Genomic DNA, 21,387 nt, shown 5'->3' with positions numbered 1-21,387 from the left:
ACTCGGTCAGGTGACGATCTTGCCCGGGTTGAGGTTGCGGCCCGGGTCGACGACACCGAAGATGCCACCCACCATCTGTACGCCGGCCTCGGAGATGTCGTCGGCCAGCCAGCGCGAGTGCTCGGTGCCCACCGCGTGGTGGTGCGACAAGGTGCCATTGGCGTCAATGAACGCCTGCTGCACGGCTGACTTCACCACGTCGTACTGCGCGATCGGGTCGCCCTCGGACTGCTTGAACGCGAAGGTGAAGTACAGGCAGGCGCCGCTGTGGTACGAGTGCGAGAGGTGGCACATGATCCACCCCTTCACCCCGAGCTGCGCGAACGCCTTGTTGGCCCGCTCGACGGTCGTGTCGTAGAGCGGCAGCAGCTGCGACCACGCCGCCGAGGTCTCGGACACGTCCGCGAGCGCGCCCCGGTCGAGCAGGAAGTCCCGGATGTACGGCGTATCGAACTTCTTCTGGTCGTAGAGCGCGCCCGGGCCCTCTCCGACGCCGATGCCGCCGTGCGCCGCGACGATCTTCTTCACCAGCTTGCGCTGCCGCGCGACGTGCTCAGCGCTGCCTTCGTAGCCGATGAACGACAGGCACATTTGCTCCAGATCCCAGCCCCGCTTACGCAGTACGGCGATCAGCGCGGAGCTCATGAACTTCGAGAAGCCCTTGCTGGTCTTCCGGGTCGCGAACGAGAAAGCGGTCTCCCGTGCGTCCGAGATCCGGGTGATCGACGGCGCCGCGTCACTCGCCGAGATCGCCTGCATGGCGGCGACGCCGCGCTTCCAGTCCGGGAAGAAGTAGCCGAGCACGACCCGCTTCTCCGGCTTGCGGTGCACCTGCACGGTCGCCTCGGTGATCACGCCGAGCCGGCCTTCGCTGCCCAGGATCATCTCGCGCACGCTCGGCCCGGTCGACGTCACCGGCACCGCGCGGGTCGCCAGCGTCCGGCCCGGCTGCACGACGCGCAGCGCGCGGGTGATGTCCGCGATGTCGCCGTACTTGTCGGACTGCATGCCCGACGAACGGGTCGCGATCCAGCCGCCGAGCGAGCTGTGGGTGAAGCTGTCCGGGAAGTGGCCGAGCGTCCAGCCGCGCTCACCGAGCTGCTTCTCCAGATCGGGGCCGAGGACACCGGCCTGGATCCGGGCCAGCCCGGACTGCTCGTCGATCTCCAGCACCTTGTTCAGGCGACCCAGGTCGAGCGACACCACCTGGCGCGTCTCATCGGCCGGCGCCTCCAGGCTGCCGGAGATGTTGCTGCCACCACCGAACGGAATCAGTACGGCGTCCGCCGCCACCACCGCGTCCAGTACGGCGACGATCTGCTCCTCGTCAGCCGGGTACACGACCACGTCGGGGATCCGGCGCAGATCACTCGAGCGGATCCGGAGCAGGTCACGCAGACTCTTGCCGAAGGCATGCACCACCCGGTCCAGATCGGTCCGCACGACGTACTCGGCGCCGAGAACATCAGACAGCGCTTTCTCGAGCTCTCCGGTCAGCCGCGAGGTGGGCACGTCGAGCTCCTCGAACGCCAGCGGCGGCTTCGGGTCGGCGTTCAGGTCGACGTCGACGACCTTCTGCACGAACGGCGCCAGCGACGGCTTGTCGGCGTGGGAGAACGCGACACCGTCGACGCCCCAGCCCCACCACTTCATGTGCTGCACGGTCATGTCAGTCTCCTCAAGATCCAGCAAGCTTGGCGACAACGGGAGCCATCGAGTCCAGGGCGTCGACCGCGATCCCGATCGACGAGAACCCGAACCGCTCACGCCGGGCCAGCAGGTCCTCGACGATCTCGTCGACCGAGCCGAACAGGGCGTGCGGCGTACCGACGGCCTCTTCCGGGGTGAGCCCGAAGCCGGCGGCCAGGTTGTTGGCGGTCTCGGTCCGGTCGAAGCCGACCAGCGCGAGATGGATGCGGGACTGCAGGACGATGTCGTCGAAGCGGTCGCCCGCGGCCTCGCGGATCCACGCGATCTTCTGCTCGGTCGCCGCGACCGTGGCATTCGGGCCGACCGAGGCGTCGATCACGCCCTTCTGCATGTTCATGTTGACCGCGACCACGTCGGCTTCGCGGCCGGCCAGCGACAGGACCCGCTTGCCGCCGCCACCGATCACGATCGGCGGGTGCGGCCGCTGCACGGGCTTCGGTGTCCCTTCCAGACCGCGCACCTGGTAGTGCTTGCCCTCGAAGTGACACGGCTCGGCCGCGAACAACCCCTTCAGTACGGCGAGCGCCTCCTCGAGGCGGTCGATCCGCACCCCCGGCGGGTCCAGCTGGATGCCGGCCCGCTCGTAGTCGGTGTGCAGCCAGCCGGCGCCGAGCCCGAGGTCGAAGCGACCGCCGGAGAGCGCGTCCAGCGTCGCGGCCTCCTTGGCCAGCACGACCGGGTGCCGGTAGTCGTTGCAGAACAGCATCGAGCCGATCCGCAGCGTGCTGGTCGCGTTCGCGGCGGCCATCAAGGCAGCGATCGGCGCGATCTGCTCGTCCAGGTGGTCGGACACCGTCAGGCTGTAGTAGCCGAGGTCCTCGACCTTGCGGGCCAGCGCGGCCCAGGAAACCGCGGTCACCTCGTTCGGCGAGGAACACTGCACCGTGAAACGGAACGGCTTGTCAGCCGGCATCGCGAACTCCTTGGTCGTGAAGGGCGGTCACCGCGGCCTGCATCCGGGCGGCGAACTCGGGCACCGACTCCCCCGGCCGAGGGGTCAGCGGGGCGCCGATCGCGAACCGGACCGGCAGCCGGCCAGGGCGCGGCCAGTTCCGCCCCCGCGGCATCGCATCGTATGCGCCGGTGATGCCGATCGGCAGACAGGGCACCCCTTTACTCACGCACAGTGCGGCCGCGCCCGGCTGGAAAGTGCCCATCCGCCCGTCGCGCGAGCGCGTTCCCTCCGGGAACACGAGCAGGCTGAAGCCGTCGTCCAGCAGCCGGCCCGACGTACCGCGCATGGGCCGGTTCTTGCCGCGGTCGATCGGGAACGCGTTGAACACCAGGCCGGTCAGGATCGCGCGCCGCTTGCTGTCGAAGAAGTAGTCGGCCGCCGCACCGACGGCCAGCCGCCGGGTCAGCGCGAGCGGCAAGAACGTCACCATCAGCGGCGCATCGAGGTGACTGGAGTGGTTCGCGACCACGACGACCGGACCTGTCACCGCCGGGCGGCCGACCACCTCGACCCGGACCAGGTAGCGAACCAGTGGCTTCAGCAACGCGCGCTGAACGACGATCCGCAGCATGCCTGCTAACCGCGACTCGAGCCAGGCCGGCTGACGCTTGGCGGCAGCGACGGGTCCGGGTTCGGAGGCAGGGTCGGGTTCAGGGGCGGAGGCAGGCTCAGCGCTCATCGGCGCCGACACTACCTGCGATCATGTCGCAACTGGAACCCGACGTCGGTTCGTGCCACAGGTGCGCGAGCGCCATCGGTACGCGTTCTCCTTCTCGGGCCTCACAGTCCGCGATCACCCGGTCGAGCGGCGGTGAGCGGGCCGCGACCGGGACAGCGACACCCTACTGACCGCCGGCGAGAGCGAATCGCCGGGCCCGAACGGGTCCCGGTGGGTGACCTGACCGGGGACCGAGCGTAGTATTCTGGCAACACCGAACATCGGCATCGCCTTCTGGGCCGATCGTCACCGTTGCCGGCCGGAGTGGCCGACTCTGCGGTGACCGGCTTGCATGGTGAATCTGCGCCGTCAGTTCCGCCGGAATCCACGATCTCGATCGCTGGCCGGAGCGCCGGATCCGCGCTCCTGGGGGTGGCCCGCACCGGGCCGCTCTGCGACGTGTCGCCGTCGGCGTGGTGACGCGCGGTGCCGCGTTCGCCGTGGACAGTGGTCCGTGGCACGACAGAGGAGGACCCTTGGCCCGACGAGGTCAGCGCCAGTCCGGGGCCGCCAGCGGCTCCGGCCGCCGGCAATCCGGCGAGACCGGCGGCGACGGCGGCGATACCCGCCGCACGTCCGGCGACGCCCGGAAGCAGAGCTCCGGAGGCGGTCGAGGCTCCAGCAGCGGCGGCGGCAGCCGCAGCACGAGCGGCCGGGGGTCTGGCGGCGCGGCTTCCGGCGGTCGCAGCGCCGGCACCGGCCGGCGCCGGCCGGCCAAGGACGCCGAGGGTCTGATCCCGGTCCTGGCCAAGGCCGTCCGCGAGGTCGAGGGCGCCGTCGAGCGGGCCGCGATCAAGCCGTCGACCCGGACCAAGTTCCAGGTCGTCGCGCTGCTCGTCCGCGAGGAGCGCGCCCGGGTCAACACCGACCAGTCGGCCACCGACGCCTATCGGGCCGAGCAGCTGCGCCGCCTCGACGGGGTCGCGACGATCCTGGCGAAGACCGCGGCCCGCGAGCCGAGTCTGCTCCAGCTGCTCGCCGAAGACGCCGTACTGTCCGAGGCCGCGTCGACACTGCGCCGCGAGATGCTCACCGCGGCCGGGATGGAAGCCCCCGAGGAGCCGCCGGCCCCGGAGCCCGAGGTCGCGCCGGAGTCCGCCGTACGGCGGGTTGTGCCGAAGACCGTGGTCGCGCGGCAGCTCGCGAACCCGTTCCTGGCGCCCGACTTCAGCGCACCGCCGGTATCCCGGCCGGTTCGCGCCCGCCGGCTCGCCGGCTGGGAGCTGATCACTCCCCTGCTCCGCTCCTTCGAGTACGCCGCGGCCTCCGCGAGCATGCCGTTGCCGGAGCCGACGAACCTGCGGATCGCCATCAACCAGGAGCTGATGCCGCACCAGTCGCGGCTGATCGCCGCCGCGGCCGCCGGTCACCGCAGCTTCCTGCTGGCCGACGAGCCCGGTCTCGGCAAGACCGCTCAGGCGCTCCTCGCGGCCAAGGCGGCCGACGCGTACCCGCTGCTGGTCGTCGTACCGAACGTCGTCAAGACGAACTGGGCCCGCGAGGCCGACATCTGGACGCCGCAGAAGAAGGCGACCGTCATCCACGGTGACGGCGACTCGATCGACGGCTTCGCCGACATCGTCGTGGTCAACTACGAGGTGCTGGATCGGCACGTCGGCTGGCTCGGCGACCTCGGCTTCCGCGGCATGGTGGTCGACGAGGCGCACTTCATCAAGAACAAGAAGTCGCAGCGCTCCCGCAACGTGCTCGAGCTGTCCGAGCGGATCCGCACCCGGACCACCCGGCCGCTGCTGATGGCGCTGACCGGGACGCCGCTGATCAACTCGATCGAGGACTTCACCGCGATCTGGCAGTTCCTCGGCTGGATCGACGAGAAGGGCCCGCGCGCCGACCTGATGGAGGCGCTCGAGGAGACCGAGCTGGTCCCCGCCGACCCCGGCTTCTACGCCGCCGCCCGGTCGGCCGTGATCAACATGGGCATCGTCCGGCGCCGCAAGGTCGACGTTGCCGCCGACATCCCGGCCCGCCGGATCGCCGACCTCCCGGTCGAGCTCGACGGCGCCGTCGGTCGCTCCATCCGCGAGGCCGAGCGCGAGCTCGCCGAGCGCCTGGTCAAGCGGTACAACACGGCGCTCGAGACCCGCACCTCCGGGGTCACGGTCGAAGGGATCGACCACGAGCTGGTCCGCCGCGTCGCCGGCTGGGAACGCCAGGAGATGGACAACAAGAAGACCGGCGAGAACGTCTTCTCCCTGGTCCGCCGGATCGGTCTGGCCAAGGCCGGCCTGGCCGCGGACTACGCCGCCCAGCTCGCCCAGAGCGTCGGCAAAGTGGTCTTCTTCGCGCGCCACATCGAGGCCATGGACACCGCCGAGGAGCTGTTCGCCGAGCGCGGGATCAAGTTCGCCTCGATCCGCGGCGACCAGACCTCGACCAAGCGGCAGAAGAACATCGACGCCTTCACCAACGACCCGGAGGTCTCGATCGCCGTCTGCTCGCTGCTCGCGGCGGGCGTCGGCCTGAACCTCCAGGTCGCGTCGAACGTCGTCCTGGCCGAGCTGTCCTGGACCAATGCCGAGCAGACCCAGGCGATCGACCGGGTACACCGGATCGGTCAGGAGATGCCGGTCACCGCGTGGCGGATCATCGCCGCGCAGACCATCGACACCCGCATCGCCGACCTGATCGACTCGAAGGCCGGCCTCGCCGCCAAGGCCCTCGACGGCTCCGACGAAGAGGTCGGCTCGTCGGCCGACGTCCAGCTCGAAGCCTTGGTCTCGCTGCTGACCGACGCCCTGTCCTGATCAGGGAGCCCGTCGGTACGACGGCAACGCCTGCACCAACTCGCCGTACACCGTGAGCTGTCGTGGTTCGAGCATGTCTCGCAACCACGGCTGCCCACCGGCGACTCGCAACCAGCCGTCGTGCTCACCCGCCAACGCCTCAGCCGCGACCAGTACGTCGACACCTGCGGCATCCAGCTCGCGGACCCGCCGTACGTCGACGACGATCGTCGAAGCCTTGGTCGTGATGATCCGTCGTAACTCATCGGCGAAGGCGTCCGCCGTCGCCTCGTCGATCGTCCCCGCGACTTTCACCACGACACACCCACCAACCGCCGACCACGTACACACAAAAGGGCCGCTGACATCCACGGGACGACTCATCGCCCGCTCCACCCGGCCGATCATGAAGGCACCCGCATCAGATCTCCTCACACCACACCGCACCTCTATCCGTAGTACCCACTCCCATTCCCCGCTGCGGGGAGTAGCGTCGGCTCATGGAGTTCGATGCCTACACGGTGACGATGCTGAGGTTGCGCCCCGACGCGCCGGTGATGGGCGAAGCCGAGGCCGGCGAGCTGCAGGATCGGCATCTCGCGCACGGTGCGGAGCTGCAGGATCGCGGGATCATCTTGGCTCGCGGACCATTCGTCGATCAGGACGATCCGGAGTTCCGCGGGTTCTCGATCTGGTCGGTGGATCAGGACACGGCACGCGCGTACGCCGAGGCCGATCCCGCCGTACAGATTGGGCGGCTGGCCGTCACCGTGCTGACGTGGATGATGCCGGCGGGCAACCTGCAGTTCGGCAAGGTGCGCGCGCCGCGTTCTAGGGCTGAGGTGTGAGCTCGCCGACGGGTAGGTCGACCGGGACGGTGTTGGTCTTCGGGGCGAGCGGGCAGGTCCAGCGCGGGCTGTAGGCGCAGGACGGGTTGTACGTGAAGTTGAGGTCGAGGGTGAGGGTTCCCGCGGTCAAGTCACCGCCGAGGTCGGCGCCCTTCACGGTGTCGATGAGGTAGCGACCGCCGCCGTACGTGCGCTTGCCCGCGAGGGCGTCCTTGACGGGCACGAACAGGCCGCCGCCGTACGACTCGAGCCACCAGACGTCGAGGTCTCCGACGCCCGGTAGCCGCGCGATGCCGACCCGGCTGAACGGAATCACGCCATCAGTTGCCGAGGGCACCTTCCACTCGACCGGCTCGACGTCGGTGTCGATGGTGACCTCGAAGCGCAGCTCGGGTCGATACGCACCGATCTCCGGACCGCCGTACGTCGCTCGCTCCTCGACCGGCGACGCAGGATGCGTCTTGAGCAGGTCCTCCCGGCCGGTCCGCCAGATCTCGTGCGCCTTGGCCGGATCGCTCTGTGCGCGCACCTCTTCGTAGAGCGCGAACACGTGCCGCCGCCAGTCAGCCGTCTCCAGGGACATCAGACACCCCACATCGCGAGTTCGGCGGCTCGGGGAGCCGCTATGAGTTCGGACGTCGGGTGGTTGAACGTCATCACCGGACGGATCTCAGCGTCGTACGCCGGCCAGCCCGGATCGCCGGTCGTGGCAAACGTGACCCAGACCGCGTGCATGTCGTCCGCGAGCTCCTGCGGCGCGACACCGCCGTACAGCGGAGAGGTCGCCGTACCGAGGGTGTCGAACATGAACGCCAGCTCCAGCGAGTGACACGCACCGAGCCCTTCGAGCGGTGACTTCCACGCGAACTCGTACAGGTACGACGCTCCGTGCGGCCGCTGCGCCAGCGCCAATCGGATCGTCGGGACCGTGAAGATGGAATCGGTGATCACGCCGGACAGGACTTCGCCGGGCGACTGCTCGGGCCTGCTCGCGACGTACGCCGCGGTGATCTCCGGCGGGATGCCCATCCCAGCCAGCGCGTGCGGCAGCACCTCGGCCGTCACCGCCGCGGCAAGACCGGACGGCACGGTGAAGAAGCTGAACTCGTCACTCGTGGTCCCGGCCAGCAGTCCGATCCCCTCGGCCGCACCGGCCGCGATCGCGTCGAGCGGCACCTCGAACAGCAGTTCGTTGTCGATCACCGGCATGACCGGCATGATCCCGCCGCCCACCGCGATCGTGGACGCACCCCAACGCGCGGGATCCGGCTTGGTGCGCATCTCGATCGCCACCAGCCGTTGCGCCTGGATGAGCTCGTCAACGCCAACAGATGCGAGTCCCGCAGCCGACCACTCGACCCCGAGCCGCTTCGCCACCTCGGCCGACACCGCGCCCGCATCGTCGGCGAGCGCAGCCACCCCCGCCGACCCGCTCTGCACGATCGCCCGCCGGAACAACCCTTTCGCCGCCGGGATCGACATCAGTGTCGCAACGCTCATCCCACCCGCCGACTCACCGGCGATCGTCACCCGGTCCGGGTCCCCACCGAACGCCGCGATGTTCTCCTGCACCCACCGCAACGCCGCCACCTGATCCAGCAGTCCGCGATTGCTCGGCGCCCCCGGGATCACGCCGAACCCCTGGATCCCCAGCCGGTAGTTCACCCCGACCAGCACCACGCCATCCCGCGCGAACGCCGTACCGTCGTACTCCGGCACGGCGTTGGACCCGTTCCGAAACGCACCCCCGTGGAACCACACCAACACCGGCAGCCCGCTACCGCCAGGCGTCCACACATTCACGTTGAGCACGTCCGGCCCCGGAATCACCGGGTTCGACAACAACCCGTCGTACGGCGGCTCGTACCCCGGCTGTGGCACCGTCGCCCCCAACACGGTCGCATCCCGAACGCCGTCCCACGAAACCGGCTCCGGCGCCCGATAAGCCTTCTCCCCCACCGGCGCCGCGGCGTACGGAATCCCGAGAAACGCAGTCACCTCTCCCTCGGTCCGACCCTTGACCCGCCCACCGGAAGTCACCGCGATCGTGTCCACCCTCAATCCTTACCACGAAGGGTCTTGAGGAGGGCGACGTCTTCGGCGTTGGTGGGCGTTTCGACGAGCATGGGGATGTGGTCGAGATGGGGGTTGTTGAGGAGGGATGTGAAGGTGTCGAGGCCGAGCGTGCCCTTGCCGATCGACTCGTGGCGGTCGCGGCGAGAGCCGGCGGGGTCGCGGCTGTCGTTGAGGTGCAAGAGGGCCAGTCGGGTGGGGCCCAGGGCCTCGGTCAGGGCGTCGACTGCTTTGACCGGGTCCTCGCCGGCGGCGTGGAGGTGGCAAGTGTCCAGGCAGAGGCCGATGCGGTCGTTGTCTAGGGCAAGCATGTAGTCGATCGTGGTGCCGACGGTCGAGGCCGCGGACTCGCCACCGCCGGCCGTGGGCTCGATCAGCAGTTGTACGTCGTCCCTGTCGGCGATCGGCGAGAGCAGGTCGTGCAACCCTTTGAGCACCGGCGTACGGCGACTTCCGTCGACCAGCGAACCCGCGTGCACGACAACCGTCCGGGCGCCGATCGCGGCTGCCCGGTCCATCGTGAGTTCGAGGGTGGCGAGGGACTGACTCAGGACCTGGTCCGAGGGTGAGCACAGGTTGATCAGATGCGGAGCATGCACGACCACCGGAAGCTGCAGCTCTGCGCAGGCCGTGCGGAACGCCTCGTCGGCGGCCGGGTTCGCCCCCCGCGGCGCCCAGCTTCGGGGATTGCCGCCGAAGAGCTGGATGATCTCGGCACCCATCGTGACCGCCTCCGCCAGGGCGCCCTTCACCAGGCCGCGGCCCACCATGACATGAGAGCCGATCAACGGCACCGGGCGTCACCTTTCGTCGTCACACAGCAGTGGCGCCGGCCCCCACCCCAGGTGAGGACCGGCGCCGTGGCATTGCGGTCAGTCCTTGAAGGCGTCCTTGGCCTTCTCGCCGGCCTGCTTCAGGTCGGCCTTGGTCTTCTCCGCCTGGCCTTCGGCCTGGAGGTCCCGGTCGTCGGTCGCGTCCCCGGTCTTCTCCTTCATCTTGCCCTTGGCCGACTCGGCGGCGTTCTTCAGCTTGTCTCCGACGCTCATGATCACTCCTTCGCGTTTCCGCTAGGCCGCCCCGGTGCCCACCGGGAAACCGTCTATGCGCCGTTACATTCTTGACGTCGTGAAGTAACACTCGTACGGTACCGGGATGATCACGTCGCGTTTCCTCCGCCGGGCGGCCGCGCTCGCGACCGCCGTACCAGTCCTGTTCGCCGGCGCCATCGCGCCGGCCCACGCGAAGAGCGATTTCAGCGTCAAGCCGTTCATGGGCTGGAGCAGCTGGAGCGTGCAGTCGTCCAGCAACCCGGCGTACGGGACCAAGTGGCTGACCGAGGCGAACGTGAAGTCGGCAGCGGACTCGATGGCGAAGAACCTCCGGTCCGCCGGCTACACCAACATCAACCTGGACGCCGGCTGGAACGCCAACTGGAACTGGGAGTTCCGCACCGACGCCAACGGGATCCCCGAGGCCGACCCGGAGCGCTTCCCGAACGGCATCGCCAGCCTCGCCGACTACGTGCACAGCAAGGGCCTCAAGATCGGCCTGTACGGCGGCGCCGGGCTGCAGACCGCGATCTACGACAAGAACGCGCCGATCCTGGGCACGAACTGCACCACACAGGACATCACCGTCTACCCACTGGTCAAGACCAATATGTGGGGCGGCGACTGGAAGATCGACTTCACCAAGCCGTGCGCGCAGGCGTACTTCAACTCGATCGCGAAGCGGTTCGCCTCGTGGGGTGTGGACTTCCTCAAGGTCGATGGTGTGCTGAAGGAAAACATCCCGGACATCGAGGCCTGGTCGAAGGCGATCGACCAGAGCGGCCGCAAGATGTGGCTGACCGCCAGCGCCTGGCCGATCCCGCGCGAGGCCGGCGAAGGCCTGCAGCCCTGGGCCAACAGCGTCCGCGTGGACACCGACGTCGAGTGCTACTGCGACACCGTCGCCACCTGGGCGAGTTCGGTCGACAACCGCTGGGAAGACCTGCCCAACTGGCTCGACGTCGTCCGCCCGAACTACTGGCCGGACCTGGACTCGATGCCGATCAACAACAACTCCGGCGTCGGCATCCAGGACGGCATCACCGAGACCGAACGCCAGTCCGTCATGACGTTCTGGTCGATGGCCTCCTCACCCATGTACGTCGGCGGCGACCTCGCGAACATCGACGCTCGCGCCGTCGCGATCCTGACCAACCGCGAGGTCATCGCCGTCGACCAGGCCGGCGTCATCCCAACCCGCGTCACCGACGGCACCCTGCAGATCTGGAAGAAGCGTCTGCCCAACGGCAAGCTCGCCGTCGCCGTCTACAACCTCGGCTCCGAGACCGCCGACATCCCTGTCACCTGGCAGCAACTCGGCGTCCACGGAAACCGGGCACTGCGTGACCTGGTCGCGCAGAAGAACCTCGGCAAGTTCAACAAGTCCTGGACCGCCAAGTCCGTCCCCGCCCACGGCTCCCGCCTGATCACCATCTCCTGACTTCCTGCCCGTCAATTGAACAGCGCAGCCGCCAGCCCCACCGCGTCGTCCCGGTCGTACGGGTCGGCGTCGTGGGCGTTGGCGATCAATAGCAGGTGCACAGCGCGGTAAATCCGCAGCCGCTCCGGTTCGTAGCCGAACCGACTCACGGTCGCCCGGTCGAACGCTGCCTCGATCTCACGGATCTGCGGCTCCCAGAGCGCATACATCGTCCCGGCACTCGCCGCGTCGTACGCCGGGTCACCTGCCATCGTCATCAAGCCGAAGTCGATGATCGCGGTCGGCCGGCAGTCCGCGTCGACCAGGATGTTTCCCGCGGTCACATCACCGTGGATCATCCCTGAGGTGTTGTCGGGCAGCGCCCGCACCTCCGCCAGCAGTCGCCCGACCTTGCCGTCCAGGTCGTCGATCGCCGGCCGCAGCTTGCCGCCGTACCGGTCGACCCGGCGCTCCGTCAGCTCCGCCAAAGCCTCCGGCCAACTCTGTCCGGGCGCCCGGAACGGCTCCTTCTCATCCAGAACCGCCAGCGCGGGCCGCGTCGTGACCGCAGCCAACTCGCCCAGCACGTCGAGCACACAATCCCGCGCCGCATCGAGTTTCGGCGCGGCGGTGTACAACGGCACGCCCGGCAGCTCGACCTCAACCGTCACGCAGTACGGCGTCCTGTCGTGCACCTCGAGGATCTCCGGCGTACGAATCGTCGGCACGTCGACCGTCGCATAGAACTCCGCCAGCTGGTTGAGCTCCGCCGTACCCGCGTGGAACCAAACCTTCGCGATCTTCCCCGCGCCCAGCCGAAAGACCGCCCCCTGCATCCCGACCGCGAGCAGCTCAGCCTCGGGATAGCCCGGCAGATGGTCCTGCAAATTCATGAGGTCCTCTGCAGCAGGTCGAGGACGCCGAGATACGCAGCCGACTTGGCCTCAGGCGGAGCCAACGATTTCTCCATACCCCTGATAGCCGGCACAACCTCCGGGTGCGACCGCACCACCCCGCCCGCGAAAACAACCGTCGCTCCAGCGGGCAGCCCGGTCAGCTGAATCGCTCGCATCAGCGACTCCCGCACCCGCGCCACGTCCTCAACACCGAGCGGCGTCGGCAACGCATGCCCGCCGATCGCGGCATCGAGGCACCCCTGCCGACCACAGCCCCCGCAGACCCCGGTGCCGAATCCCACCTGGTGCCCGAACTCCACCGCCACCAACTCCCCCGCCGACACCCGAACCGCACCCACACCGGTCCCGATCACGACGTACAACAGCTCGGCGGGAGCGCCCTCGCGCAGCAGCCACTCTCCCAACGCGCCCGCCTCGGCGTCGTTCAGCGACACGTCCGGCCGGCGCGGAAACCCGAGCACATCCCACGCCTCAACGTCCATCCATCCAAGGTGATGCGCGCCCCGAACACGCCCCTCCACCACCCACCCAGGCGCCGCCAACCCATACCGGTACGGCATCTCCGGCCGCACAGCTCCGTCCGCGAACACCACCGAACCGTCGACGAGCGTCGCTGTCTGGACCGACGAGCCGCCAACCTCAACTGCCACAAGCGGTCCGGCTTGCCGCCCCCATCGAGCGCGTAGGAAGTCCGGCAGTTCGCTCATGCCGTCAGGCTAGGCGCGGACCGCACTTCGCCGCTCACTATTTGCCGGACCGCCAACACTCACCAACCTCTGCGGGCTCGAGTCCCCCACGCTCAGCCGGGCGTCCGAAACCGCCCTCGCCGGGAGTTGGTGAGTGGCGCAGGTCCGCATCAACCTCTGCGTCTGACCCGCCCGCGCTTCAGCTCCCGGCGTTCGAGTTCGGTGAGGCCGCCCCAGACGCCGGCGTCCTGGCCGGACTCGAGGGCGGACTCCAGGCAGTCCGCGCGGACCGGACATCGTCGGCACACGCGCTTGGCCGCGTCGATCTGCAGCAGCGACGGTCCCGTCGTACCGATCGGGAAGAACAGCTCGGGGTCCTCGTCCCGGCAGGCGGCGGCCAGGATCCAGCCTTCGCCGCGTACTCGCATCTCCGCTTCGCTGCTGGCCATCGCAGTCTCCTCCATGAGCTCCTGGAGGTAAGACCCCGATGGCTGGCAACCTGTGACCGCCTGCGACCAGAGTCACATCAGCCGAGACAGGCCTGGACGGCTGCCGACAGGCTCGACGCGCGCGGTTCGCCGACGCGGAAGGACCAGCGGTTCATCACGTAGCCGAAGCCGACACCGGCGTCCGGGTCCGCGAAGCCGATGGATCCGCCCGAGCCCGGGTGCCCGAACGCGTTCGGGCCGAGCATCGGCTGCGGCGGACAGGACCGCCAGAAGCCGAGCGACAGATAGAAGGAGCGGTCGGCCGGAAGGTCCAGGCCCGGCGGGAGCCCGTGCATCCGCGTCTTGCCGGTCTGTACTTCGATCATCCGCTCAACCGTCGCCGGATCCAGCAGCCGGATACCGTCCACCTCGCTCACCGTGGCGGCGTACATCCGGGCGATCGAGCGCGCGTCGGCGACCATGTTCGCGGCTGGTACTTCGGCCGCCCGCCACTCGCGCTTGGTGAAGTAGTCCGACGTCGGGTCGAACGCACCACCCAGTACGCCGGCCTTCGCCTGCACCGAGCCCTCACCCCACACCGAGCTCATCCACGCGTTGACCGTGTCCACGTCCAGCCCGGTCGTCTCGAGAATGCCCTGCGTCATCTCCTCCAGCGTGAACGGCGCAGCGAACTCGATCTTCGCGACCTTCTCCTCCTGCTCCTCCGGCAGCCCGATCCACGCCTGCAGACCGAGCGGCCCGGCCACCTCGTCGGCGAAGAAGGTCCCCAGCGACTTGCCCGAGATCCGCCGAACGACCTCACCGACCAGATATCCGTAGGTCATCGCGTGGTAGACGTGCTCGGTCCCCGGCGTCCACAGCGGCTTCTGCACTTCGAGCGCACGAATCACCGGGTCCCAGGCGTACGCCTCCTCGGGCGTCAACGGCGTGTCGATCACCGGCAGCCCCGCCTGGTGCGACAACAGCCAGCGCACCAGGATCTGATCCTTGCCTTCGGCACCGAACTCCGGCCAGTACTTCGCCACCGGCGCGTCCAGATCCAGTTCGCCGCGCTGCGCGAGCAGGTGCGCGCAAATCGCGGTCGCGCCCTTGGTCGTCGAGGCGACCTGCGTGATCGTGTCCTGCTTCCACGGCCGCCCGGCCTCGGTGTCGGCCAGTCCGCCCCACAGGTCGACGACCGGCCGGCCCCCGACGTACACGGCGACCGACGCGCCCGACTCACCAGGGTTCCCGTCGAAGTTGGCGCGGAACGCATCCGCGACCTTGCCCCAGCCGTCCTCAACCTGTCCGTTCACGAGTGTGTTGTTCATGACGACAACATTCGCGGGCACCGCTGACACGACGCTGACACCGCCCAGTCAGTGCAGGGTGTACCCGCCGTCGACGACAACCACCGACCCGGTCATGAAGCTCGACGCCTCCGACGCCAGGAACACGACCGTCGGCGCGATCTCCTCCGGTACGGCGTACCGCTGCATCGGCGCGTCGTCGATCCAGCGCGCCTTGAACCGCGGCTCGTCCACCGGCGCCATCTCGGTCTTCGTGTACCCGGGCGCGACCGCGTTCACCCGGATGTTCAGCGGCGCCCACTCCGCTGCCAGCGACTTCGTCAGCTGATGCACCGCCGCCTTCGACGCGTTGTACGCCGGCTGCCACTGCGGCCGGTTGACGATCTGCGCCGAGATCGATCCGACGTTCACGATCGTCCCACCACCGACCGTCCGGAAGTGCTCGGCCGCGGACTGGCTCAGCTTCCACAACCCACTGACGTTGGTCGCGAAAACCTCGTCCCACTCCTCGTCCGGCACGTCCAACGCCGGCCGATGAAAGCAGACCCCCGCATTGTTCACCAGAATGTCGAACTGCCCGGTCGCCTCCACCGCCGCTGCGATCGCAGCCCGTCCCGACTCCCGATCGTTGACATCCAGCCCGACTCCCACCACCGTCCGCCCGGTCGCCCCCGCCAACTCCGCAGCCGCCACCTTCGAGGCCTCCTCGTCGCGGGCCCCGATCACCACATCCGCGCCGGCCTCCGCCAACCCGGTTGCGAACGCCTTCCCCAGTCCGCGATATCCACCCGTCACCAACGCCGTACGCCCAGCCAGCGAAAACTTCTCCAGGATGCCCATCCCAGCATTGTCTCCACGCGGTGGGGCGGACGGCCTGGAGGTCCGTCAGTCGACGCAGAGGCAGAACGGGTGCCCGGCCGGGTCCAGGAAGACGCGGAACGTCGTACCGGGCTGGTGGTCCGGCTTCGTCGCACCGAGCTTCAACACCTCGGGCTCGGCAGCATCGAGGTCCCGCACCATCACGTCGAGGTGCATCTGCTGCGGCACGTCCTGCCCCGGCCAGGCCGGGGGCTTGAAGTCGTCGACGCGCTGGAAGCAGATGACATTGCTGCCGTCCTCCGGGCGAATCTCGCCCCAGGTGTCGTCGGCCTTCACCGTCCATCCGAGCAGCTCGCCGTAGAACCGCGCCAGCACGCCCGGATCCGGGCAATCCATCACAAAACTGGGATACATCGCGATAGCCATAGCAGCACGGTACCCACGGTTCCGGACGATCTACGTCCGGCTTCGCTCCCGAGCTGCTTCAATATCGGGCACATGTGCCTCGGCCCACTGCCGTACGGCGCGGAGCGGCACCAGCAGCGAACGACCTAGCGGCGTCAGGGCGTACTCGACGCGCGGCGGGTTCTCGTCGTACTCGCGCCGGCTGATCAGCCCGTCCTCCTCCAGCGAGCGCAAGGTCTCGGTCAGCACCTTCGGCGTGATGCCCTGGATGTGCGCCTTCAGTTCGGTGAACCGGCGCGGTCCTTCATCGAGCGCGTTGACCACGAACACCGTCCAGCGCGCGCCGATCCGGTGCAGCACCGTGCGACTCGGGCAGGTCGCTGCCATCACGTTGTACGCCTTGCCCATGCGCTGCTCCCAGTTCCGTTGAAGATACCGGTATCAAATCCATACCGTCGTACCTGATCCTACGAGAAAGAGTGGAACCCATGGAGCGAATCTTGATCATCGGCGGTGCCCGCGGACTCGGCGCCTTTGTTGCGAGGCGCGCAGTCAAGGAGGGGTACGACGTAGTCATCGGCGCACGCGATCTCGCAGCGGCTGAGGTGTTGGCGAACGAGATCGGCGCCACCGCGGTACGCGTCGACCTCCAGGACGAGTCGACCATCGCCGCGGCGGCCGAGCAGTTGCACAACGGAATCGATCACATCGTGACGACCGGCTCGGCGCCGCACGACGTACGGGCGACCGAGCTGGAACGCGACAAACTGCTGGCCGCCTTCACAGCAAAGGTCGTCGGCCCGATGCTGGTCGCCAAGCACTTCGGCCCAATCCTGCGACCGACCGGATCGCTACTGATGTTCTCCGGCGTCGTCGGCTGGCGCCCGGGCCCGGGCTCACTGGTCAAGGGAATCACCAACGGCGCGATCGAGTACGCCGCCCGCCACCTCGCGGCCGACCTCGCTCCAGTGCGCGTCAACGCGATCTCCCCCGGCGTCATCGACTCCGGCGCCTGGGACCGCCTCGGCGACAAGAAGGCCGCCCTACTGAACAAGAGCGCGGCCGGCACCTTCGTCGGACGCCACGGAGAGAGTGAGGACATCGTCGACGCGGTCATGTGGCTGCTCCGCGCCGGCTTCATCACCGGCGAAACCATCCACCTCGAAGGCGGCGCCCGCCACAAGACCGCCTGATGATCAAAGAACCGACCGCAGTACGACGCTCTGTTCGGTGAAGCCGAGCTTCTCGTAGAACGCGCGGGCCGACCCGTTGGCGGTATAGGCGGTGACCGAGACGGCCGCCGCGGCGCGGTCGCGCGCCCAGGCCTCGAAGTCACGGACCAGCATCTGACCGACGCCGGAGGAGCGGACGGATTCGTCGACGTACAGGCTGCGAATCTCGGCGGTCCGTCGGTCGAAGCGAGTCGGTGCCGGCGCACCGAGGTAGCCGACCAGGTGCCCGGCGACCTTGTCGTCGTACCGGGCGACCAGCACGAGGGCCGACTCATTGCTCAGGAGGCGGATGAAGTCTTCCCGGGCATGACGCTCGGGCCAGCGGATGTCGACGAGGGCGTCGTGCTCACCGGCGTCTTCGGTGAAGAGCCCTGTCTCGAGCCGGACCAAGTCGTCGAGATCGTCGGCCTGGGCGATATCGACGTGAATGCTGGGCATCGGTCCAACCTACACAGCCGACGCGGCCGTAACCTGCGCGTCTTCTTCGGTCCACGCTGCCGAAACATGTGCTTCTTACCTTGAGAGCCCACGTCAGCCGTGCGAGGCGGTGAGCCCATGTACGACCACGTTGACCCGTTCATCGGGACCGGTGCCACCGACCTGCCCGCGCCGAAAGGCCTGGCGGGGACGTGGTGGTGGCCCAAGCCGCAGGTCGGCAACACCCACCCGGGTGCGACGCATCCCTTCGGGATGGTGTCGGCCTGCCCGTACTCCGGTGCCTACCCGACCGGCTACGGGCTCCACGACTTCAATACCGAGGGCGTGCCCGACCGGTTGTACGACCGTCCGGTCGCGTCCGGTTTCACGCACTTCCAGCAGTCCGGCACCGGCGCTATCCGCAAGTACTACAACTACTTCCGCGTCACGCCGATGCTCGGTCCGCTCGACGACCTCGGTACGACGTGGGACCTGCTGGACGAGGTCGCCGAACCCGGCTACTACGCGGCGACATTGAGCTCCGGCGTACGGTGCGAGACGACAGTCGGCCCCAAGTCGGCCGTCCACCGCTACACGTTCCCGGCGCATGATGCCGCCCGGATCGTCATCGATGCCTCGATCGGCGGCCTGGCCATTCCGCACGGCCGCACGGTGCCGCTGAAGGCACACCTCGCGATGCTGGAGCCAGGCGTCGCCCAAGGCGAGATCCACGTCGAAGGCGTGCCGCTGGCCGTCCACTTGGAGGTCGACGCCCCCGGCTGGCGGCAGCTGCTCTGGTACGACCGGCGTCTGATGCCCGGTGGCACCCGCCTCGACTTCGACTACATCCGGCCGACCACGCTGCGGCCGTTCGGGCTGATGTTCATGGGTCCGTCGCGCGCCGAGCAGACCGTCGAGGTGCGGCTCGGCTTCTCACTCCGCGGTTGCGACACCGCCCGGGACAACCTGTACGCCGACGTCGGCCGCACCCCCGCCACCTTCGCCGTACGACGCGATCGCACGGCAGCGTCATGGCGCGACCACCTCGGCAAGATCGAGATCAAGTCCTCATCGGACGACCAGGCAACGGTCTTCGGGACAGCGCTCTACCACTCACTCATCAAGCCCTGCTTCGCACCAGACGAGAGCCCGTCGTGGACGACCGAGGGCCCGTACGCGTTCGACATCTGCACCATGTGGGACATCTACCGCACCCAACTTCCGCTGATGACCACGCTGTTCCCGGAGCGTTCGGTCGCGCTGGCCGGCGCGCTGCTCTCGATCTGCGAGCAAGAGGGCAACCTGCCGATCGGCTACCGGATGGCCAAGGGCGCCGACCGATTCTCTCGGCAGGGCAGCGCTCTCGCCCACACCTTCTTCGCCGATCTGTGCCAACTAGATCTGCCCGGTATCGACTGGGACTGGGCGATGGTGCACCTCGAGATGGACCTGCGCCGGACGTACGGCGAGGACTATCTCGTGCACGGTGTCGCGCACCCGATCAGTCACACCCTCGACCTGGCCTACGCCTACCACTGCACCGCGGCGATCGCCCGCAAGCTTCGCGACCGCCCACTGGCCGAGCAGTTGCGCGACCACGCTCAGGGCTGGCGAGCGGCGTACGATCCGGCGACCGGCCTGTTGCGCGACTCGACGTTCTACGAGGGCGGCCGGTGGAACTACTCCTTCCGGTTGTTGCACGACATGCGCGCCCGGATCGCCCTCGCTGGCGGCGACGAGGCGTTCGTGGGACTGCTCGACCGCTTCTTCGGGTACGACGCCGTACCGGTCACGCAGCCCGGAGTCGCGCCGAGCGTCGCGGAGATGGACGCCGGGTACGCCCTGTGCCGCTTCGAGGGACTCAACAACGAACCGGACTACGAGGCGCCCTGGTCCTACCACTACGCGGGACGGCCGGACCGGACCGCTGAAGTGGTGCACGCCGTCATCGCGAACCAGTTCGGCACCGGTCGGGGCGGTTTGCCCGGCAACGACGACTCTGGCGGACTGTCGGCGTGGTACGTGTGGGCGACGCTCGGACTGTTCCCAGTAGCCGGTCAGAACCTGTTCCTGGTCAGCGCTCCCGCCGTCGCCGAGTCCACGATTCATCTTCCGGGCAACGACCTGTCGATCAACACCACCGGCTTCGAGCCGGTCGAGGCAGGCGGACCGGTGTCCTATGTCCAGTCCATCGCGGTGAACGGCAAGACGCTCGAACGCCCCTGGCTCTCCGGCCGCGAACTGCGGCACGTCCGCAACCTGCACATCACGCTCGGCCCGCAGCCCTCCAGCTGGGGCACCCGAATCCGGCCACCATCCACATCCGACGCCGCTGGAGGTGAGGCATGACCACCACCGACTCCCCGTCCGCACGCACACGCCGCCTGGTCCTCGTGGTCCGCGCCGACCCGGTGATCTGCGGGCACTCCGGCGAAGCCCGCTGCCTCGCCGAGGTCGCGCTGACCCGCGGCTTCGACGACGTACGGATCGTGACTTGGCCGCTCGATGCACTGGCGGCGGCCGGCTTGCCTTTGAAACCACTCGACGGCGTACTGCCCTACAGCCCCGGTATCACCGTCGAGCGGCCCGCACCCGTCGGCGACTACCGCGTCCCCGACGGCCGCTATCTCTCCGGTCTCATCGGCCGGCTCATCGAACTTTTCAGCGACGGCGTACCGACGGTCGCGATGTCGCTCTACCTCAGCCCGCACGCGATCGCCGTACACGAGGCTGTGCAGGTAGCCCGCCAACTCGGCCCCGCACGCGTCACCACGATCGCCGAGGCCGTCGGCTCCGACATCACCAACGTCGTCCGCGAATGCGTCAACACCGGCCGCTTCGGCGCCGCCGCCCACATCCTCTCGGTCTACCTGGCCGCCGACCACTGCGTCGCGGTCTCGCAGTACACCAAGGACCTGATCGTGGCCTCAGCCGCCACCCTCGACGCCATGCACGGTACGACGTTCGCCCAGCGCTGCCGCGACCGCATCGCCATCTCCTACCCCGCCGTCGACTCCTGGTCCTACCTGTCGTTGGACGATTCCGCCGTCACCGAAACCCTCACCCGCCGCGGCCTCACCCGCGACGGCTACATCCTCTTCCTCTCCCGCATCGCCTCCGCCAAAGGCGTGGACGACCTAATCGATGCCTACGCCGGCTCCCGCTCCGCGTCGCGCGTCCAGTTGGTTTTGGCAGGCCGAGGCCCGCAAGAAGCCGAAGTCCTCGCCCGCGTCACCGCAGCCGGCCTCACCGACCGAGTGCGCATCTTCACCGATGTCGACGACAGCGAGAAGCCCGCCCTGATGGCCGGCAGCGCCGCCTTCGTCCTCCCCACCCGGGAACAACCCGAGTTTGTCGAAACCTTCGGCATCGCTTTGGTCGAGAAGGCGCTGGCCGGCGGCGGGCCCATCATCACCTGCCCCACCGGCGGCGTCCCCGAAGCCGTCGGCGACACCGCCCAACTAGTCCCCCAACGAGACCCCGCGACCCTCCGCGCAGTCCTCGACGAAGTCATCTGCGACTGGACCCCCGCCCAACGCCTCGAAGCCGAACAACAAGCCCGAGCCCACGCCCTACAGTTCGACCGAGCCAACGTCTTCGACCGCCTGTTCGCCCTGACCGAGCCCGCCGCCGTACCAGTCGCCTGAGAACAGTCG

22 protein-coding genes are annotated in these 21,387 nt (G+C 68.5%); 6 read left to right on the top strand and 16 right to left on the bottom strand.

Annotation, left to right across the window (positions count from 1 at the left end; translation table 11 throughout):
- Nucleotides 1–6: 6 nt before the first annotated feature.
- The 3 genes from ABZS29_RS22320 to ABZS29_RS22310 are packed head-to-tail and all read right to left on the bottom strand — an operon-like array spanning nucleotide 7 to nucleotide 3,344.
- Nucleotides 7–1,668: an FAD-binding oxidoreductase gene (locus ABZS29_RS22320; protein ID WP_355464191.1), complete on the bottom strand. Its 1,662-nt coding sequence runs from the start codon at nucleotides 1,666–1,668 to the stop codon at nucleotides 7–9.
- 10 nt (nucleotides 1,669–1,678) lie between these two features.
- Complete coding sequence (locus ABZS29_RS22315) at nucleotides 1,679–2,623, bottom strand: TIGR03621 family F420-dependent LLM class oxidoreductase (protein ID WP_355464190.1); 945 nt, start codon at nucleotides 2,621–2,623, stop codon at nucleotides 1,679–1,681.
- Nucleotides 2,613–3,344, bottom strand: a complete 732-nt coding sequence (locus ABZS29_RS22310; protein WP_355464189.1) for a lysophospholipid acyltransferase family protein — start codon at nucleotides 3,342–3,344, stop codon at nucleotides 2,613–2,615. The genes ABZS29_RS22315 and ABZS29_RS22310 overlap by 11 nt, the downstream gene beginning before the upstream one ends.
- Before the next feature lie 770 nt (nucleotides 3,345–4,114).
- Between ABZS29_RS22310 and ABZS29_RS22305 the strand changes: the two genes are divergently transcribed.
- A complete protein-coding gene (locus ABZS29_RS22305) occupies nucleotides 4,115–6,148 on the top strand; it encodes a DEAD/DEAH box helicase (protein ID WP_355464424.1) in 2,034 nt (677 codons plus the stop codon).
- Here ABZS29_RS22305 and ABZS29_RS22300 read toward each other — a convergent pair whose 3' ends face one another.
- A complete protein-coding gene (locus ABZS29_RS22300) occupies nucleotides 6,149–6,445 on the bottom strand; it encodes an STAS domain-containing protein (RefSeq protein ID WP_355464188.1) in 297 nt (98 codons plus the stop codon).
- Between the two features lie 182 nt (nucleotides 6,446–6,627).
- On the opposite strand from ABZS29_RS22300, the gene ABZS29_RS22295 reads away from it, so the two are divergent.
- A complete protein-coding gene (locus tag ABZS29_RS22295; RefSeq protein WP_355464187.1) occupies nucleotides 6,628–6,975 on the top strand; it encodes a YciI family protein in 348 nt (115 codons plus the stop codon).
- On the opposite strand, the gene ABZS29_RS22290 is transcribed toward ABZS29_RS22295, so the two are convergent.
- From ABZS29_RS22290 to ABZS29_RS22275, 4 genes are all read right to left on the bottom strand, one after another.
- On the bottom strand, nucleotides 6,959–7,558 hold the full coding sequence (locus ABZS29_RS22290) for a DUF1684 domain-containing protein (RefSeq protein ID WP_355464186.1): 600 nt from the start codon (nucleotides 7,556–7,558) through the stop codon (nucleotides 6,959–6,961). The genes ABZS29_RS22295 and ABZS29_RS22290 overlap by 17 nt on opposite strands.
- Nucleotides 7,558–9,030 (bottom strand): carboxylesterase family protein, encoded by a 1,473-nt coding sequence (locus tag ABZS29_RS22285; protein WP_355464185.1) that lies wholly within the window; start codon nucleotides 9,028–9,030, stop codon nucleotides 7,558–7,560. The genes ABZS29_RS22290 and ABZS29_RS22285 overlap by 1 nt, the downstream gene beginning before the upstream one ends.
- Before the next feature lie 2 nt (nucleotides 9,031–9,032).
- Nucleotides 9,033–9,842: a deoxyribonuclease IV gene (locus ABZS29_RS22280; protein WP_355464184.1), complete on the bottom strand. Its 810-nt coding sequence runs from the start codon at nucleotides 9,840–9,842 to the stop codon at nucleotides 9,033–9,035.
- Between the two features lie 78 nt (nucleotides 9,843–9,920).
- Nucleotides 9,921–10,094, bottom strand: coding sequence for a CsbD family protein (locus ABZS29_RS22275; protein WP_355464183.1), 174 nt, complete (start codon nucleotides 10,092–10,094; stop codon nucleotides 9,921–9,923).
- Between the two features lie 106 nt (nucleotides 10,095–10,200).
- On the opposite strand from ABZS29_RS22275, the gene ABZS29_RS22270 reads away from it, so the two are divergent.
- A complete protein-coding gene (locus ABZS29_RS22270; RefSeq protein WP_355464182.1) occupies nucleotides 10,201–11,538 on the top strand; it encodes a glycoside hydrolase family 27 protein in 1,338 nt (445 codons plus the stop codon).
- 11 nt (nucleotides 11,539–11,549) lie between these two features.
- Here the strand turns inward: ABZS29_RS22270 and ABZS29_RS22265 are convergent, their stop codons facing one another.
- The 7 genes from ABZS29_RS22265 to ABZS29_RS22235 all read right to left on the bottom strand — a co-directional run bounded on the left by ABZS29_RS22265 (nucleotide 11,550) and on the right by ABZS29_RS22235 (nucleotide 16,490).
- The gene (locus tag ABZS29_RS22265) at nucleotides 11,550–12,410 is read right to left on the bottom strand and encodes a phosphotransferase (protein ID WP_355464181.1); all 861 of its coding nucleotides are present in this window, start codon (nucleotides 12,408–12,410) and stop codon (nucleotides 11,550–11,552) included.
- The gene (locus tag ABZS29_RS22260; protein ID WP_355464180.1) at nucleotides 12,407–13,141 is read right to left on the bottom strand and encodes an ROK family protein; all 735 of its coding nucleotides are present in this window, start codon (nucleotides 13,139–13,141) and stop codon (nucleotides 12,407–12,409) included. Before ABZS29_RS22260 ends, ABZS29_RS22265 begins: the two co-directional genes overlap by 4 nt.
- 149 nt (nucleotides 13,142–13,290) lie before the next feature.
- Nucleotides 13,291–13,548, bottom strand: coding sequence for a WhiB family transcriptional regulator (locus ABZS29_RS22255; protein WP_355464423.1), 258 nt, complete (start codon nucleotides 13,546–13,548; stop codon nucleotides 13,291–13,293).
- Nucleotides 13,549–13,646: 98 nt separating this feature from the next.
- Entirely contained in the window at nucleotides 13,647–14,879 is a 1,233-nt protein-coding gene (locus ABZS29_RS22250) for a serine hydrolase domain-containing protein (protein ID WP_355464179.1), read from the bottom strand.
- A 48-nt stretch (nucleotides 14,880–14,927) separates the two neighbouring features.
- Complete coding sequence (locus ABZS29_RS22245; RefSeq protein ID WP_355464178.1) at nucleotides 14,928–15,698, bottom strand: glucose 1-dehydrogenase; 771 nt, start codon at nucleotides 15,696–15,698, stop codon at nucleotides 14,928–14,930.
- A 45-nt stretch (nucleotides 15,699–15,743) separates the two neighbouring features.
- The gene (locus ABZS29_RS22240; protein WP_355464177.1) at nucleotides 15,744–16,103 is read right to left on the bottom strand and encodes a VOC family protein; all 360 of its coding nucleotides are present in this window, start codon (nucleotides 16,101–16,103) and stop codon (nucleotides 15,744–15,746) included.
- Nucleotides 16,104–16,133: 30 nt separating this feature from the next.
- A complete protein-coding gene (locus ABZS29_RS22235; RefSeq protein WP_355464176.1) occupies nucleotides 16,134–16,490 on the bottom strand; it encodes a helix-turn-helix domain-containing protein in 357 nt (118 codons plus the stop codon).
- 80 nt (nucleotides 16,491–16,570) lie between these two features.
- On the opposite strand from ABZS29_RS22235, the gene ABZS29_RS22230 reads away from it, so the two are divergent.
- On the top strand, nucleotides 16,571–17,275 hold the full coding sequence (locus tag ABZS29_RS22230) for an SDR family oxidoreductase (RefSeq protein ID WP_355464175.1): 705 nt from the start codon (nucleotides 16,571–16,573) through the stop codon (nucleotides 17,273–17,275).
- A gap of 3 nt (nucleotides 17,276–17,278) precedes the next feature.
- On the opposite strand, the gene ABZS29_RS22225 is transcribed toward ABZS29_RS22230, so the two are convergent.
- Complete coding sequence (locus ABZS29_RS22225; RefSeq protein ID WP_355464174.1) at nucleotides 17,279–17,752, bottom strand: GNAT family N-acetyltransferase; 474 nt, start codon at nucleotides 17,750–17,752, stop codon at nucleotides 17,279–17,281.
- A gap of 117 nt (nucleotides 17,753–17,869) precedes the next feature.
- Between ABZS29_RS22225 and ABZS29_RS22220 the strand changes: the two genes are divergently transcribed.
- Both ABZS29_RS22220 and ABZS29_RS22215 read left to right on the top strand, forming a co-directional pair.
- A complete protein-coding gene (locus ABZS29_RS22220) occupies nucleotides 17,870–20,080 on the top strand; it encodes a glycoside hydrolase domain-containing protein (protein ID WP_355464173.1) in 2,211 nt (736 codons plus the stop codon).
- A complete protein-coding gene (locus tag ABZS29_RS22215) occupies nucleotides 20,077–21,378 on the top strand; it encodes a glycosyltransferase family 4 protein (protein ID WP_355464172.1) in 1,302 nt (433 codons plus the stop codon). The genes ABZS29_RS22220 and ABZS29_RS22215 overlap by 4 nt, the downstream gene beginning before the upstream one ends.
- Nucleotides 21,379–21,387 lie beyond the last annotated feature (9 nt).

Source organism: Kribbella sp. NPDC005582, from assembly GCF_040605415.1.
Lineage (GTDB): Bacteria > Actinomycetota > Actinomycetes > Propionibacteriales > Kribbellaceae > Kribbella.
This window is presented reverse-complemented; position numbering and strand designations above follow the sequence as displayed.